The 14,894-nt window shown below is 65.0% G+C and carries 15 protein-coding genes; 1 reads left to right on the forward strand and 14 read right to left on the reverse strand.

Translation table 11 applies throughout. The features are described 5' to 3' along the window. Positions 1–76 precede the first annotated feature (76 nt). From rlmN to rpsB, 6 genes are all read right to left on the reverse strand, one after another. The gene (gene rlmN / locus ACVZTU_RS11985) at positions 77–1,306 is read right to left on the reverse strand and encodes a 23S rRNA (adenine(2503)-C(2))-methyltransferase RlmN (RefSeq protein WP_482401753.1); all 1,230 of its coding nucleotides are present in this window, start codon (positions 1,304–1,306) and stop codon (positions 77–79) included. Positions 1,307–1,492: 186 nt separating this feature from the next. Continuing rightward, positions 1,493–2,515 carry a phosphatidate cytidylyltransferase gene (locus ACVZTU_RS11990; protein ID WP_482400475.1) on the reverse strand — a complete coding sequence of 341 codons (1,023 nt, stop codon included), beginning with the start codon at positions 2,513–2,515 and terminating at the stop codon, positions 1,493–1,495. After that, positions 2,515–3,072: a ribosome recycling factor gene (gene frr, locus ACVZTU_RS11995; protein ID WP_101544639.1), complete on the reverse strand. Its 558-nt coding sequence runs from the start codon at positions 3,070–3,072 to the stop codon at positions 2,515–2,517. Before frr ends, ACVZTU_RS11990 begins: the two co-directional genes overlap by 1 nt. 193 nt (positions 3,073–3,265) lie before the next feature. Further along, complete coding sequence (gene pyrH, locus ACVZTU_RS12000) at positions 3,266–4,018, reverse strand: UMP kinase (protein WP_139468802.1); 753 nt, start codon at positions 4,016–4,018, stop codon at positions 3,266–3,268. Between the two features lie 184 nt (positions 4,019–4,202). Then, a complete protein-coding gene (gene tsf / locus ACVZTU_RS12005) occupies positions 4,203–5,030 on the reverse strand; it encodes a translation elongation factor Ts (RefSeq protein ID WP_101544635.1) in 828 nt (275 codons plus the stop codon). 33 nt (positions 5,031–5,063) lie between these two features. Then, the gene (rpsB, locus tag ACVZTU_RS12010) at positions 5,064–5,981 is read right to left on the reverse strand and encodes a 30S ribosomal protein S2 (protein ID WP_101544634.1); all 918 of its coding nucleotides are present in this window, start codon (positions 5,979–5,981) and stop codon (positions 5,064–5,066) included. Positions 5,982–6,532: 551 nt separating this feature from the next. On the opposite strand from rpsB, the gene ACVZTU_RS12015 reads away from it, so the two are divergent. Next, positions 6,533–7,603, forward strand: coding sequence for a D-alanyl-D-alanine carboxypeptidase family protein (locus ACVZTU_RS12015; protein WP_482400476.1), 1,071 nt, complete (start codon positions 6,533–6,535; stop codon positions 7,601–7,603). A 63-nt stretch (positions 7,604–7,666) separates the two neighbouring features. Here the strand turns inward: ACVZTU_RS12015 and ACVZTU_RS12020 are convergent, their stop codons facing one another. The 8 genes from ACVZTU_RS12020 to lepB all read right to left on the reverse strand — a co-directional run bounded on the left by ACVZTU_RS12020 (position 7,667) and on the right by lepB (position 14,866). Next, positions 7,667–8,782: a tyrosine recombinase XerC gene (locus tag ACVZTU_RS12020; protein WP_482400477.1), complete on the reverse strand. Its 1,116-nt coding sequence runs from the start codon at positions 8,780–8,782 to the stop codon at positions 7,667–7,669. A 77-nt stretch (positions 8,783–8,859) separates the two neighbouring features. After that, positions 8,860–9,534, reverse strand: coding sequence for a maleylpyruvate isomerase N-terminal domain-containing protein (locus ACVZTU_RS12025; RefSeq protein ID WP_482400478.1), 675 nt, complete (start codon positions 9,532–9,534; stop codon positions 8,860–8,862). A 49-nt stretch (positions 9,535–9,583) separates the two neighbouring features. Continuing rightward, entirely contained in the window at positions 9,584–10,813 is a 1,230-nt protein-coding gene (gene dprA / locus ACVZTU_RS12030) for a DNA-processing protein DprA (protein WP_482400479.1), read from the reverse strand. Then, on the reverse strand, positions 10,810–12,447 hold the full coding sequence (locus tag ACVZTU_RS12035; RefSeq protein ID WP_482400480.1) for a YifB family Mg chelatase-like AAA ATPase: 1,638 nt from the start codon (positions 12,445–12,447) through the stop codon (positions 10,810–10,812). The genes dprA and ACVZTU_RS12035 overlap by 4 nt, the downstream gene beginning before the upstream one ends. Further along, positions 12,444–12,863 carry a YraN family protein gene (locus tag ACVZTU_RS12040; RefSeq protein WP_139908445.1) on the reverse strand — a complete coding sequence of 140 codons (420 nt, stop codon included), beginning with the start codon at positions 12,861–12,863 and terminating at the stop codon, positions 12,444–12,446. The genes ACVZTU_RS12035 and ACVZTU_RS12040 overlap by 4 nt, the downstream gene beginning before the upstream one ends. 169 nt (positions 12,864–13,032) lie before the next feature. Continuing rightward, complete coding sequence (locus ACVZTU_RS12045; RefSeq protein ID WP_025777313.1) at positions 13,033–13,350, reverse strand: DUF2469 domain-containing protein; 318 nt, start codon at positions 13,348–13,350, stop codon at positions 13,033–13,035. Next, positions 13,347–14,159 carry a ribonuclease HII gene (locus ACVZTU_RS12050; protein ID WP_482400481.1) on the reverse strand — a complete coding sequence of 271 codons (813 nt, stop codon included), beginning with the start codon at positions 14,157–14,159 and terminating at the stop codon, positions 13,347–13,349. The genes ACVZTU_RS12045 and ACVZTU_RS12050 overlap by 4 nt, the downstream gene beginning before the upstream one ends. Further along, positions 14,159–14,866 (reverse strand): signal peptidase I, encoded by a 708-nt coding sequence (lepB, locus tag ACVZTU_RS12055; RefSeq protein WP_172171301.1) that lies wholly within the window; start codon positions 14,864–14,866, stop codon positions 14,159–14,161. Before lepB ends, ACVZTU_RS12050 begins: the two co-directional genes overlap by 1 nt. Positions 14,867–14,894 lie beyond the last annotated feature (28 nt).

The following is a 14,894-nucleotide window of genomic DNA, read 5'->3' on the forward strand; positions in this document are numbered from 1 at the left end:
TGGTGTTTCCACCATAATAGATGGAAGCCGCAGCAATTGCGTTGCCGCGGTCCGCAGTTGCCGAACCGGGCGTCGATCAGTCGGCTGCGGCGAGCTGTCCGCAGGCGCCGTCGATATCGGATCCGCGGGTATCGCGGATCGTCGTCGGAATGCCCTGATCGATGAGGCGGCGGACGAATTCGTCGGCGACCTCCGGTTCCGAGGCCGTCCACACCGAGCCCGGAGTCGGGTTGAGCGGGATCGGGTTGACATGGACCCAGCCGCGTCCGCGGGCGTTGAGCTTCTTGGCCAGCAGTTCCGCACGCCACGCGTGGTCGTTCATGTCCTTGATGAGCGCGTATTCGATGCTCACCCGCCGTCCGGTCACCTGGTAGTAGTTGTAAGCGGCGTCGATGGCCTCATCGGCCTTCCACCGCGTGTTGACCGGGATCATCTCATCACGCAGCTCGTCATCGGGTGCGTGGAGGCTGAGGGCGAACGTGACGGGGATGTCTTCGGCGGCGAGTTTGTTGATGCCGGGCACGAGTCCGACCGTGGAGATCGTGATCCGCCTGGCCGACATGCCCAGTCCTTCGGGGCTCGGTCCGACGAACCGGCGCACCGCGTTCATCACTCGCTTGTAGTTGGCCAGGGGTTCGCCCATGCCCATGAAGACGATGTTCGAGACCCGTTCGGGGCCATTCGCCGAGGCGGCCGTGGCCTCCCCGTCGAATCCGGCTTCTCCCGCCGCTTCGTCATCATCGGCTTCCGCGCCGAGCGCGGTCTCTCCGGCACCGGGCATATCCGACTTCGGGGCTTCGGCGAGTTCGCCGGCGGCGATGACCTGGTTGGCACGCACGACCTGTTCGACGATCTCGGCCGTGGACATGTTCCGGGTCAGACCCTGCTGGCCGGTGGCGCAGAACGGGCAGTTCATTCCGCAGCCGCACTGGCTGGACACGCACAGGGTGACACGGTTGCGGTAGCGCATGAGCACTGATTCGACGAGAGCTCCGTCGAAGAGGCGCCACAGGAACTTGATGGTGTCGCCGTTCTCGGTGCGCAGGCGGCGCACTTCGGTGAGCAGGTGCGGGAAGAACCGTTGCTGGATCTCTGCCCGTTTGTCTTTGGGCAGGTCCGTCATCGCCTCGGTGTCGGTGACATAGTGGCTGAAGTAGTGGGTGGAGATCTGCTTGGCCCGGAAAGCGGGCAATCCCATCTCCTTGACCGCGTCGACGCGTTCGTCCATCGTCATATCGGCCAGATGCTGAGGAGGTTGCTTGACCCGTGCGGACTTGAAGTTGAGAAGGGGACGGCCATCGCGCATCGGGGTCTTCGATGTCGTGCCGTCGGCATGTTCGACGACGGGCCTGGTCTGCCTTCTGCCTGCTTGAGAACTCACACGGCCATTGTCTCATGTTCGCTGCACGGCTGTCGTGTGTGAGCCGCCACGTCGGACAGGTGCGAACCGGACAGGGTCAGAGGCAGCCGGGTAGCCGAGTCGGCGGGCCGGTCAGAGGTAGCCGGGCAGGACCGAGAAGAGAACGAGCGCGACCGGGGCTGTCGGTAGGATCGAGTCAAGTCGATCCATGACACCGCCGTGGCCGGGCAGCAGGGTGCCCATGTCCTTGAGTTCGAGGTCGCGTTTGATCATCGATTCACTGAAGTCGCCGAGAGTGGCGAAAGCGGGGATGACGGCACCGATGACCAGACCGGTCCAGAACGGAGCGTCGACGACGGTGACGGCGAGGATCGTTGCGACCACTGCGGCGAAGACGGTCGAGCCGAGGTAGCCTTCCCAGGACTTCTTCGGAGAGATCCGCGGGGCGATGGGATGCTTGCCCCACAGCACGCCGAAGACGTAGCCGCCGGTGTCGGAGGCGACGACCGCGGCGAGGAAGATGATGACGTAGAAGTTGCCGTCCGGCTGGGTGAGGATGTAGACGATGAAGCAGGCCATGAGGCCGACATAGGTGAGAGCGAAGAGGGAGAGCGAGACGTCTTTGACTGCGTTCTTCCGGCGCTCGACCATCGTGAAGAGCATGACTGCTCCCGCGCTGGCGGCGAAGGTCACCCAGAGCGCTTCGCGGCCCCCGATGAACGTGGCCACGACCATACAGGCCGCCGACACCATGGTGGGCACGCGGGAGACGAGGGAGCCGGAACGTGACAGAGCGTTCGCCAGCTCCCACATTGCGGCGACGATGCCGACAAGGACGATGAAGAGGAACGAGATCGGCAGGAAGATCAGAGACGCGAGCACCACGCCGCCGATCAGCAGTCCCATGCCGATCGCGGCCGGCAGGTTGCGTCCGGCTCGACCGTAATCCTTCGGTTCAGGTTCGGAATCGGTCGCAACCGCCTCGGCGGTCGGATTCGATTCCGGGTCGTCAGGCGAATACGGCTTGTCCGAGTTGCGCAGGTCTCGACGTTTCGGGAAAGGGGTCTCAACCCGCGCGGCCTCGACTGACGGATCCGGCTCCCCGAGGGGAGCCGGATCTGTCGCGGGGCTGTCGGACCCTGTCACGGCGATCATCAGACCTCGAGCAGCTCAGCTTCCTTCTGCGCAAGCAGCTTGTCGACGTTCTCCACCTTGCTCTTCGTCAGATCGTCGAGCTCGGAGATGCTGCGAGTGACCTCGTCCTCGCCGGCTTCGCCGTCCTTCTTGATACGTTCGAGAGTCTCCTTGGCGTGACGACGGATGTTGCGGATGGAGACCTTGCCGTCTTCGGCCTTGCCCTTGACGATCTTGACGTATTCCTTGCGGCGTTCCTCGGTGAGGTCCGGGAGGACGACGCGGATGACGTTGCCGTCGTTGGCGGGGTTCGCGCCGATGTCGGAGTTGCGCAGAGCGTTCTCGATATCGGTCAGCGTGCCCTTGTCGTAGGGGGTCACGAGAATCGTGCGTGCCTCGGGCGTCTGGAACGAGGCGAGCTGCTGCAGCGGTGTCGGAGCGCCGTAGTAGTCGATCTCGATATCGGCGAACAGTGCGGGGTTGGCACGGCCGGTGCGGATCGACGCGAAGTCCTCCTGCGTGAATTCGACGGCCTTGTCCATCTTCTCTCTGGCTTCGGCCAGTGTCTCTTCAATCACGGTTGCCTCTTTCCCTCTTCTTAAAGCTTTGGGTTCATTCTATGGGTCATCACTGAAAAATGCCGCACCGAATCATCGCAGGAGTGTTCTCACCTGCGTGGATGCCAGGCGGCCGACCGCCTCGATGGAGACGGTCCCCCGCCTTGAGGATCCGCCTGCGTTCAGCGTCGGACCGCCTCGGTGGGGGTGGGTCTCAGTGGACGACCGTGCCGATCTTCTCACCGATGATGGCCTTGCGCAGGTTGCCCTCGCCTTCCATACCGAAGACGTGCATCGGCAGCTTGTTGTCCATGCACAGGCTGAAGGCGGTCGCGTCGACGACTTTGAGGCCTCGCTGCAGGGCGTCTTGGTAGCTGATCTCGGAGATCTTCTCGGCCTTCGGGTCGACCTTGGGGTCGGCGGTGTAGACGCCGTCGACACCGTTCTTGGCGATGAGGACCTCATCGGCATGCACTTCAAGTGCGCGCTGGGCGGCCACGGTGTCGGTGGAGAAGTACGGGAGTCCGGCGCCGGCGCCGAAGATGACGACGCGGTTCTTCTCCATGTGCCGCATGGCACGGCGGGGAATATACGATTCGGCGACCTGCGACATGGGGATCGCGGTCTGCACGCGGGTGTCGACACCCGTCTGTTCGAGGAAGTCCTGCAGTGCCAGGCAGTTCATCACGGTGCCGAGCATGCCCATGTAATCGGCACGGGTGCGGTCCATGCCGCGCTGGGAGAGTTCGGCTCCGCGGAAGAAGTTGCCGCCGCCGACGACGATGCTGACCTCGACGTCCTCGGTCGTGGGAGCGACCTCGCGGGCGACTGCGGCCACGACGTCGGGATCGACGCCGATCTTGCCGCCGCCGAAGACCTCGCCGGAGAGCTTGAGCAGAACGCGGCGCCGATGGGAGCGCACCGCGCGGCTGGCGTAGCTGGATTCGTGAACAGGGGTGCTTGTCATGGAGTCCTTCTTCCGTGCGGGCAGGTCTGTACCCGGTGGGATCGTCACTGTGATCGGGCATCTGGGTCAGTTTAGCGAAAAACGGGGCCGGACCGATTGGTCCGACCCCGCTCCTCAGGTGAGTTCTCACTCACTCGGTGAACCTGGGAAGCAGAGATCTGTCTGCTTCACGGTCAGTGGTGATTCAGGCTCCGACGCGGTAGCGCAGGAAGCCGGTGGCCTTGACGCCGGCGGCCTCGAGGACCTTGGCCACGGACTGCTTGGGATCCTTGGCGAATCCCTGGTCGAGCAGGCAGTTCTCCTTGAAGAAGCCGTTGACGCGACCCTCGATGATCTTCGGCAGAGCCTGTTCGGGCTTGCCTTCGTTCTTCGCGGTGTCTTCGGCGATGCGACGCTCGTTCTCAACGAGGTCGGCGGGAACGTCTTCGCGGGAGAAGTACTTCGGAGCCATGGCGGCGATGTGCACGGCGACATCGTGCGCCACGGTCTCGTCGTCACCTTCGAATGCCAGCAGCACGCCGACCTGCGGGGGCAGGTCCTTGTTGGTGCGGTGCAGGTAGGAGGCGATCTTGGAGCCTTCGACACGGCCCACGCGACGCAGTTCGACCTTCTCGCCCAGCGAGGCACCGGATTCGGTGATGAACTGGGAGACGGGCTTGCCGTCGGTCTCAGCGGCGAGGAGTGCCTCGGCCGAATCGGCCTTGTTGGCCACGGCCAGCTCGAGGACCTCTTCGGAGAGCTTGACGAACGGTTCGGACTTCGCAACGAAGTCGGTTTCCGAGTTGAGCTCGATCATGGTGCCGACTCCGCCTTCGACGGAGGTCGCGACCAGACCGTCGGAGGTCGAGCGGCCTTCGCGCTTGGTGGCGCCCTTGAGGCCCTTGATGCGCAGGGCTTCCATGGCCTTCGTCTGGTCGCCGTCGGACTCGTCGAGAGCCTTCTTGACGTCCATCATTCCGGCGCCGGTCTTCTCGCGCAGTGCCTTGATATCAGCGGCAGTGTAGTTTGCCATTCCTTCTCCTCAGGATGGTGGAGTTAAACGAAATCAGGACTCGGTCGACTCGGTGGAGTCGGCAGCTTCAGCGGCCGGAGCGGCTTCGGCGTTCTCGGCGTCGGCCGCAGGAGCAGCCTCAGCGGCCGGAGCGGCTTCTTCGGCCGGGGCAGCAGCCTCGGTGCCGTTCTCTTCGGTCTTGCCTTCGAGGAGCTCGCGCTCCCACTCGGGCATGGGCTCGACGGCGGAGACGTTCTTCTCACCGCTCGCGTCGTCCGAGGAGTGGCGGGCGATGAGGCCCTCGGCCACGGCGTCGGCGACGACGCGGGTCAGCAGCGAGACGGAGCGGATGGCGTCGTCGTTGCCCGGGATCGGGTAGTTGACGTCGTCCGGGTCGCAGTTGGTGTCGAGGATGCCGATGACCGGGATGCCCAGCTTCTTGGCTTCGTCGACCGCGAGGTGTTCCTTCTTGGTGTCGACGATCCAGACGGCCGACGGGGTGCGCTGCATGTCGCGGATGCCGCCGAGGGTCTTCTCGAGCTTGTCCTTCTCGCGACGCAGGATGAGCAGTTCCTTCTTGGTGTGCGAGGAACCTGCAACGTCGTCGAAGTCGATCTCTTCGAGTTCCTTGAGGCGGCGCAGACGCATCGAGATGGTCTGGAAGTTCGTGAGCATACCGCCGAGCCAACGCTGGTTGACGTAGGGCTGACCCACGCGCTGAGCCTGCTCAGCGATGGATTCCTGGGCCTGCTTCTTGGTGCCGACGAAGAGGATCGAGCCGCCGTGGGCCACGGTCTCCTTGACGAATTCGAAGGCGTTGTCGATGTAGCCCAGCGACTTCTGCAGGTCGATGATGTAGATGCCGTTGCGCTCGGTGAAGATGAAGCGCTTCATCTTCGGGTTCCAACGACGGGTCTGGTGTCCAAAGTGAACGCCGCTGTCGAGCAGCTGGCGGATGGTGACGACGGCCATGCCGACGCCCTCCTTTCTCTGCACCCTCAGGGTGCTTTTACGTCACGCGCGCGTCGATCGCTCTCAAAGCGAACCTCTGAGGGTCCGCATCGATTCGATCGACGGGATGCGTCGATGACATTTTCGGTTGATTCCTGGTACCCGGTTCGTCCGCCCCACAGGCTCACCTGACGGCTGCCTGCACCATGGGAAGGAGAAGAATTCGGATACGCGTAGTCAGAAGACACGCTTCTGCTGGGCTTAAGTCTATCCCGGTTGGGCAAGTCATTTCCAATCGAGATCGATCCCCCGCCGAGGCGGCCCACCGGGCCGTATCGCCGCACCGACTCGTGCGTCGACGGGTGTGGATCGATGGGTGCGGGCGAGTGCCGGAGCGCACGGTGCCGTCTGCCGTGGGGAGCCGGATTGCCGTCGATTCGGTGCACTCGACCATCGACTCCTGTGGACGGTCGCCGCACTCGAACGTCTTTGACTTGTGGATGGAGGCAGCTCGTCCACAGGGGTGTTACTCACGGGTGACACGACCGCGCCCTAAGGGTTTGCATGCTCCCATGACTCACTTCGCGTTCGACCGTCTCCGCCTGCTGCTCCATCTCCGAACGAGACGCTCAAGCCTCGGCTCACCGCAGTCACCGCTCCTTGCCGTGATCATCGCAGCGGCGCTTGTGCTCACGAGCACTCCCCCGACGGCGAGCGCCGCCTCCGGGGCTGCGTCGACACGGACACAGGTCAGCTTTCAGAGGAGCGCACCGACGAACTGGGTCACCCCGGTGCCGGCGATGGAGATCATCGAAGCCTTTGATCCTCCGGACAAGCCGTGGCTCAAGGGGCATCGCGGAATCGACGTGCTCGCTGTCGTTGGCGAACCGCTGCGGGCACCGACGGAAGGGACGATCCGCTTTGCCGGCACGGTGGCGGGGACTGCGACCGTCAGCATCCTCACCGAGTCCGATCATGTGCTCACGTTCCAACCGGCCGCGACGTCGTTGAAGAAGGGTGAGGGATTTGCCGCCGGCGAGAAGATCGGCACGGTGGGCAGCGGTGGCCACTGTCAGCGTTCGTGCCTGCATATAGGAGCATGGCCGGCCGCGAGCGATCAGAGGTACGTCGATCCGGGCAAGTTCTTCGGCCAGGAGCAGTCGGCACTTCTGCCTCTGTCACGGAAGCCCGCGAAGGAACCGAAAGGCGGCGGAGATTCGGCCACCTCCGGTGCCGGAGCGTGGGGCGGTCACAGCAATGGGCAGATTCCCGCCTCGGCGATGTGCCAGTTGGAGTCGGCCCCCGGGCAGATGCTGCGCTGCGATGCTCAAGCGGCTTTCGATCGGCTCTCGTCGGCGTTCGAGGCTCGGTTCGGCGCCCCGATCTCGGTCACCGATGCTTACCGGGACTACGCCACGCAGGTGATCCTCAAACGGCGAAAGGGGCGGATGGCGGCGACACCGGGAACGTCGAATCACGGGTGGGCGCTGGCCGTCGACCTCGGCAGCGGGATCAATTCCTTCGGCACCGCGCAGCATCAGTGGATGCGGGCGAATGCGCCGAAGTTCGGGTGGATTCATCCCGGTTGGGCACGGCAGACGGGGTCCCTGCCCGAGCCCTGGCACTGGGAATTCCGGAAGTAGGAGGCCTCGGCCAGGCCGACGCTTCCGCCATGACTCTGCCGGCCAAATCCGTCTCTGTGAGTCTCAGGCTCGCGGGTGTGCTCGCCGGTAGGTGTCCTGCAGACGCTGCATGGATACCTGAGTGTAGATCTGGGTGCTGCTCATCGTGGAGTGGCCGAGCAGCTCTTGGATCTGACGCAGGTCGGCACCGCGGTCGAGCATGTGTGTGGCCGCAGAGTGTCGCAGTCCGTGTGGTCCGATGTCCGGGGCGCTGGGGTCGTCGGAGCCGTAGCGGTGAACGAGTTCGCGCACCTGCCTGGCGCCGATGCGTCCCCCGCGAACGCCGAGGAACAGTGCGTCGCCGCTGTGAGGACCGGTGAACAGTTCGCGGGCGGCGAGCCAGTCGTCGAGGGCTCTGCGTGCCGGGGTCCCGAACGGGACGCGACGTTCTCTGTTGCCCTTGCCGAGCACGGTGATCATCGATGCGCGGTGATCGATGTCGCTGCGGTCGAGTCCGGTCAGCTCCGAGACGCGCACCGCAGTGGCGTAGAGCATTTCCAGGATTGCGGCATCGCGGATGCGTTTGGCCGCATCGAGTGGATCGTTCTTGCCGTGCTGTGCGGAATCACCCGTCGTGGTGTCGTCTGCAGCCGGGTCGCTCGTCGAGGAGTCGTCTGCCATCAAGCCACTCGTATCCATGCCGTTGTCGGCGCTTCCCCCTTTCCGTCTCCGCCCCACGCCGGTGACTCCGGTTCGGTGGTTCTCGGCGGCGGAGATGAGGTCGGCGGCCTGCTGAGGTTTGAGCACCGTGGGTAGGCGGGAGTCCTTCTTCGGAGTCCGCAGACGCGCGGCCGGGTTGTTCGGCAGTCCCAGGTTGCTCACACCGTAGGCGAAGAAGGAGCGCACTGCCGCGATCTTGCGAGCCACCGTCGATTTCGCGGCACCGGCATCGTCCAGGGCGATGAGCCAGGACCGCAGATCGTCGAGTTCGATCGCAGCCATGTCGATCCGTGCGCCGGATGCCGTCGTGAGGTGCCCCTCTCCGCTCCCCTGTCGGAGCTTCGTCGAGTGCACGGCGTGATCGAGGAAGTCGGAGACGTCGGCGACGTAGGCTCGGGCGGTGTGTTCGGAGACGTCACGAGACCTCAGGTGGTCGGCATAGCCTGACACAACCTCGGCGACGGTCGATGATGTGCTCACGTCCCCAGGATACGCGGCGCCGAAGGACGCCGCCGTTTTCCGTCGGCCATCAGGCGTCAGGTGTCGGCCATCAGGCCTCAGCTGAGGATGAACGGCAGCCGTTCGCCTATGTCGCCGAGGACCGATCTCTGCGCCGCGTCCGGTGGTCGTCGTCCCGTGCCGATGAGCAGTGCTTCGGCATCGGTCAGTTCCGCGGGGATCGTCGCCCCGATAGCGTCCTCGAACATCGTCCGGCTTCGAGCGACGCAGCCTGTCGGCGGAGTCGGCGCATCCGGCAGGTGTGCGATGAGATCGAAGTGGTGAAGGGTCCATTCGAGGACATACGCGTTGAGGAAGTCTCCGATCGTGAGCACCATGTGTTGGGTCTCCACCCGTCGTTCGGGGTCGGCGAGCCGAGCGGCCCGGTCGGCGGCTGTGCCCACATCGTCGAGGTGGAACTTCAGCAGCTGCGGGTCCTCATAGGCGGCAGCCAGTCGCGGGATGAGCGCGTCGAGGGGATCATCCCCGGTCGGCGGGAAGTCTGTGACAGTCCAGTAGGTTGCTGAGTCGTGGGTCGGTGCGCCCTCGCTCGGTGTCACGAGGGTGATGAGGACGTCCTGGGCATCGATGATGAGGTGGCACACGAGGTCTTGGACGCGCCACCTGGCACAGCCGGAGGCTCGCCCGAAGTCGCCGTCACGCAGTCCGGCGACGGTTCTCAACAGTGCTGTCCAGGCCTGAGAGAAATGGTCGGCGGGAGAGTCTGTGCTCACGTCCTCAGGATACGCGGTCTCCGCGGCGGACTGACGGTCATCGCCGGCATCAGGAGCGCGGTCTGCGCAGCTTCACCCATCCGGTGTCACGGCGTGCGGCCAATCCGGTCAGGTCGAGCGCGGTGAGAGAGTTGAGCGCATCCGCGATCGTCAGCCCTGCCCGGGAAGCGATGGTGCCGACGTCGAGCGGCTTCGACACGGTCAGCGCATTCAGACAGATCTTCTCCCGCTCGTCGAGCCCTTCGCGGGGGTCGAAAGACGGCGGGCGTTCTCCACTCCCCACCGCAGCACTGAGCACGGCCGTGTCGAAGAGTGCCGGGGTGTCATCGTCTATGAGCGCGATGACGTCGTCGCTGCAGGTGACGAGTTCCGCTTCGTGTTCGCGCAGGAGCTTGTGTGCTCCGGTCGAGGACGCCGAGTACACGGACCCGGGGAAGGCCGCGACCTGGCGGGAGAGTTCGAGGGCATGCCGGGCGGTGTTGAGTGCCCCGCTGCGCCAGCCGGCTTCGACGATGACGCTCACCTGCGACGAGGCGGCGATGAGTCGGTTGCGGAGCAGGAACCGGTGGCGCATCGGCGTCATTCCGGGTGCAGTCTCGGACACGATGGCACCGGTGGCGAGGATCTGTTCGAACAGGTCGGCGTTCGCCGCCGGGTAGAAGCGGTCGACTCCCCCGGCCATGAATGCCACCGTCGGCGATTCGCGGGCGATGGCGGCACGGTGGGCGGCCGCGTCGATGCCGAACGCGCCGCCGGATACGACGGTGATTCCGCGAGCGGCAAGATCCCACGCGAGGTCAGAGGCGCATTTGGTTCCGTAGTTGCTCGCTGCTCTGGCCCCGACCACGGCTACGGAACGAGTCAGTGCGGCGCTGAGGGAGGCTGCTCCTCTCACCCATAGGCCCAGCGGTGTTGCAGGGCCGAGGTCGTCGAGCATTCGTGGCCATTCATCGTCATCGGGAATGATCAGTCGGCCGCCGATTCTCGCGATCTTGTCCAGATCGCTCCCGACTGCGTCGGCTTCGCCGGCTCGCACAGCCCACCGGTCGATGGCCGCTGGCAGCTGACTGTGTTCGGCCGCCTCGGTGCCGGTGTCGGCCAGACCTTGGACAGCATCGTGCGCGGTGGTCTCACTGCGACCGACGGCCGTGATGATCGACAGAGCGGCGACCGGGCCGATTCCGTCGACGAGTTGTTTGAGCAGTCCGTCGCCGGGCTCACCGATGCGCAGCAGTGAGGCGATGGCCATGCGTACGTCCTCATGTGTGTTCACGGTCATGACTCCTGTGTCCGCAAGGCGAGCGCCATTCTCATCGTGTCGGGGTCGGGACCCTGCTTTCCCGCCAGGTCGGCCAGAGTGGTTGCGACACGCAGCACCCTGTCATAGCCGCGCATGGTGATCCGGCCGGTGTCGAGTGCCCGGTCCAGGTCCGTCAGGTCTTTCGGTGTGAGTGCGAAGTGTTCGCGCAGCCAGGTTCCGGGCGCTTCGGCGTTGAGCCTCCAGTCGCAGCCGGCGAATCGTTCCGACTGTCGCTTCCGTGCGCCTGACACGCGGGCGGCCACCGTGGTGCTGGTCTCCTGGTCCCCGCCGAGCCGGATGTCGGCGGGAGAGACGGGGAAGAGCTCGAGCTGCAGGTCGACGCGGTCGAGCAGCGGCCCGGAGAGCCGATTGCGATAGCGGCGTTTGTCCAGAGGGGTGCACCGACAGTCCCCGCCGGCGCCGGCCATCCCGACTCCGCAGGGGCAGGGGTTTGCGGCCATGATGAGCTGGAAGGATGCCGGAAGCACCATCGATCCCCAGGCGCGGTGGATGTGGACGCGACGGGATTCCATCGGCTGTCGCAGGGCTTCGAGCACATCGCGTGAGAATTCGGGTGCCTCATCCATGAACAGAACCCCGCGGTGGGCTCGGCTGAGGACTCCGACCGTTCCGGGGCGGCGTCCGCCGATGAGCGCCGAGGCGGTGCTGCGGTGATGGGGTGCCTCGAACGGCGGGCGGTGATCGAGTCCGTCGCTGCCGTCGAGTTCTCCGCGCAGGGAACGGACGGTGGCGACTTCGACGGCTTCGTCGTCGTTCAGCGGCGGCAGGATTCCGGGCAGGCATTGGGCCAGCAGCGTCTTGCCCGCTCCGGGTGTTCCGCGCATGAGCAGGTTGTGGCCACCTGCCGCGGCGACTTCGAGGCCGAAACGTCCTTCGGCCTGTCCTTGGACTTCGCTGAGGTCGTGGAGTTCCGGGTTCACGGGGACGGGCCGATCCATTTCGAGGACGGCAGGCAGTGCGGGTACGGCCATCGATCCTCCGTAGGCATTGACCACCTCGGCCAGCGAGGCGACCGGGAGGATTCTTGCCCGTCCGATGAGTCCCGCCTCATCGGCATTGCCGATGGGGACGACGAAGCGGTCGAACCCAGCTTGCAGCGCTGTGTGCAGGGACGGGAGCACCCCGGTGACGGGACGGATTCTGCCGTCGAGTCCGATCTCACCGCAGTGGATGACGCTGCCTGTGTCGTCGTTGGAGATCAACGAGAGTGCTCTGAGCACGGCGACGGCGATGCCGAGGTCGAATCCGGTGCCGATCTTCGGAACCGTTCCCGGGGTGAGGTTGATCGTCAGGTGTTCTGTGGCGACTGGTTTGCCGAGGTAGGACAGGGCCGCACGAAGGCGCTTGCGTGATTCGCTCACCGAGGCATCCGGCAGTCCGACGATGTCGATTCCCGGCAGGCCCGCGCTGACGCTGGCTTCGATCGACACGATCTTCCCGGTCAGTCCCCACAGAGCCACGGCGGAGGCCCGCCCGATGATGTGCGCCGAGGATGCGGGTTCGACTTCGTCGGCCTCGACCGGCTCGACCAGCTCCGGCGGATCGACCGGATCGCCCGACGGTTCCTCCCGTCCCAGGGTCTCCTCACTCACGAGTCGACCTGGATGTTCGGGCAGTGGAAGTACTGGACGCGCGGTTCCATGATGATTCCGAGTGCGTCGATGCGCGTGGCCGGAAAGTATTCGTCCTGCCCGCTCAGCCAGAACCCTGCCAATGTGCGGATGCGGGCGAGCTTGTTTCGGGTCACGGCCTCCAACGGTGATCCGAGCATGGCCGTGCGACGCGTCTTGACCTCCACGAAGACCGCGGTGTCACCGTCGCGGGCGATGATGTCGAGCTCACCGCGTGGGCACCGGAAGTTGCGTTCGAGAACGACGAGTCCAGCGTCTTCGAGGAACGCAGCGGCGAGGTCCTCTCCTCTGCTGCCGAGCGCCTGCTTGCGCAGGCCCTTCACGGTCCGCGTGCTCTTCGACGCTCGTGTCCGACCGGGTGTTCGTATCCGTCCCATACCGGTCAGATGACCATGCCGGCAATACTTCAGGGAAGAGCAGAAAAAAGGCCTGTGGACGAGGCCGCCTCATCCACAGGCCGAGGACGGTCGAGTCAGTGCCTCGTCCACAGCAATCGGTGCAAGGGTCAGTGAGCCCAGGGTTCGCCGGTGGCCCCGGCGCCCCGCCTCAGCCGCGGATCGCCGTCGGCGGTTCGAGATCGGACTTCGCGATCTCTTCGATATTGACGTCCTTGAACGTCAGCACGTGCACAGTCTTGATGAACCGTGCCGACCTGTAGCTGTCCCACACCCACGCGTCGCGCAGGGTGAGTTCGAAGTACACGTCGCCGGCATCGTTGTGAGCCTTGAGGTCGACGTGGTTGGCGAGGTAGAACCGGCGCTCGGTCTCGACGACATAGGCGAAGAGACCGACGACGTCCCGGTATTCCTTGTACAGCGCAAGCTCGAGTTGTGCTTCGTAGTCGTCAAGATCATCGGCGCTCATAACAGGCCCTCCTTCGCTCCTGAGTCCGCGGTCAGGCGGAAGCTTCTCCGGTGGTGGATGCTGGGTCCGAGTTCGGTGATGCCCTGTCGGTGCTTCACCGTCCCGTATCCCACGTTCGATTCCCAACCATAGTGCGGATGGGCCTCCGCGAGTGCGATCATCGTCTCGTCGCGTGCCACTTTCGCCACGATGCTCGCCGCCGCGATAGCCGGAACGGAGCCGTCCCCCTTGATCACGGTGCGCACAGGCGGCAGTTCGAGGTCGACACAGTCACCGAATGTCCCCAGGCAATCGAGGGTGAGTGGGGCCGAAAGCCAATCGTGTCGACCGTCGAGGAGCACCATCGTCCGGCCCGGGAATTCCCTCGCCGAGGCGGCCGTTCCGTTGACATCGGCACCTCCCGAACCGTTCCTTTCGAAACCGCCCGAACCGTGCCTGTCGGTACGAGCGTCCGCCCATTCGCGCAGCATCGAGATCATGGCGCGACGTCCGGCGAGGTTGAGCGCCATCGTCATCCCCACCTCGTCGAGCTCGGCCGGCGTCGACGATCCCACCGCCGCGGCGGTCGCCCACGACCGCACGCGGTCGGTGGCCTCCTGCCTCGACTGCGCGCTCAGCTGCTTCGAATCATGGATGCCGGCGGGCACCTCGGCGGCGGTGAGAATGCGCAGATCGAACAGGGCGACACCGACGCTGACGGGCCCGGCCAGGGCACCACGGCCCACCTCGTCGACGCCGATGACGTAGTCGAATCCCTCGCTCAGCAGCTCCCGTTCGACGCTGAGGTCGGTCAGTCCACGTGCGGCCATCAGTTCCCGCTGAGTCCCTCGGCGGTGTCCGGTACGTCCGCGAAGACCTTGTCGGGTGTCGAGACCCAGCTGAAGTGCTTGAACGGCCAGTTGATGAGGAACACGGTGCCGACGACGTCGTCTTCGGCCACGAAGGGGTCGGTGTCCATGTGGTAGCGCGAGTCGGCGGAGTTGCTGCGGTTGTCGCCCATCACCCAGTAATGGCCTTCGGGCACTGTGACTTCGAATTCGACCTCCGAGGGAGCGGTGCCCTCATCGAGATAGGTTTCGTCGATCGGTTCGCCGTTGACCAGCAGGCGTCCCTCGGCGTCACAGCATCTGATCGTGTCGCCGCCGACGCCGATGACCCGTTTGATCAGCTGATTGCCCGAGTCCGCGGGAGCCAAGCCGATGAATTCGAGGACCGGGTTGGGCGTGTATTCGGCGGTCTCGGCGGCCGAGAGCCAATGGTCCGGGTCGTCGAAGACGATGATGTCGCCGCGGTCGGCGGGTCCGAAGCGGTGAGCCAGCTGGTTGACGAGCACCCGGTCATCGACCTGGAGAGTGGTCATCATGGATTCGGACGGGATGTAGAACGAACGGACGACCCACGTCTTCAGGGCCGTCGAGATGAGCAGGGCGACGACGATGATCGCCAGGGTCTCCAGCAGACCGCGCGCGAACCGTTTCGAGGCGGGCGGCGGGGAAGCTTCGGATTCGCTTGTCATTCGTTCGCTTTCACATCGGACCAGGACT

Source organism: Brevibacterium sp. OS20 (assembly GCF_056837565.1).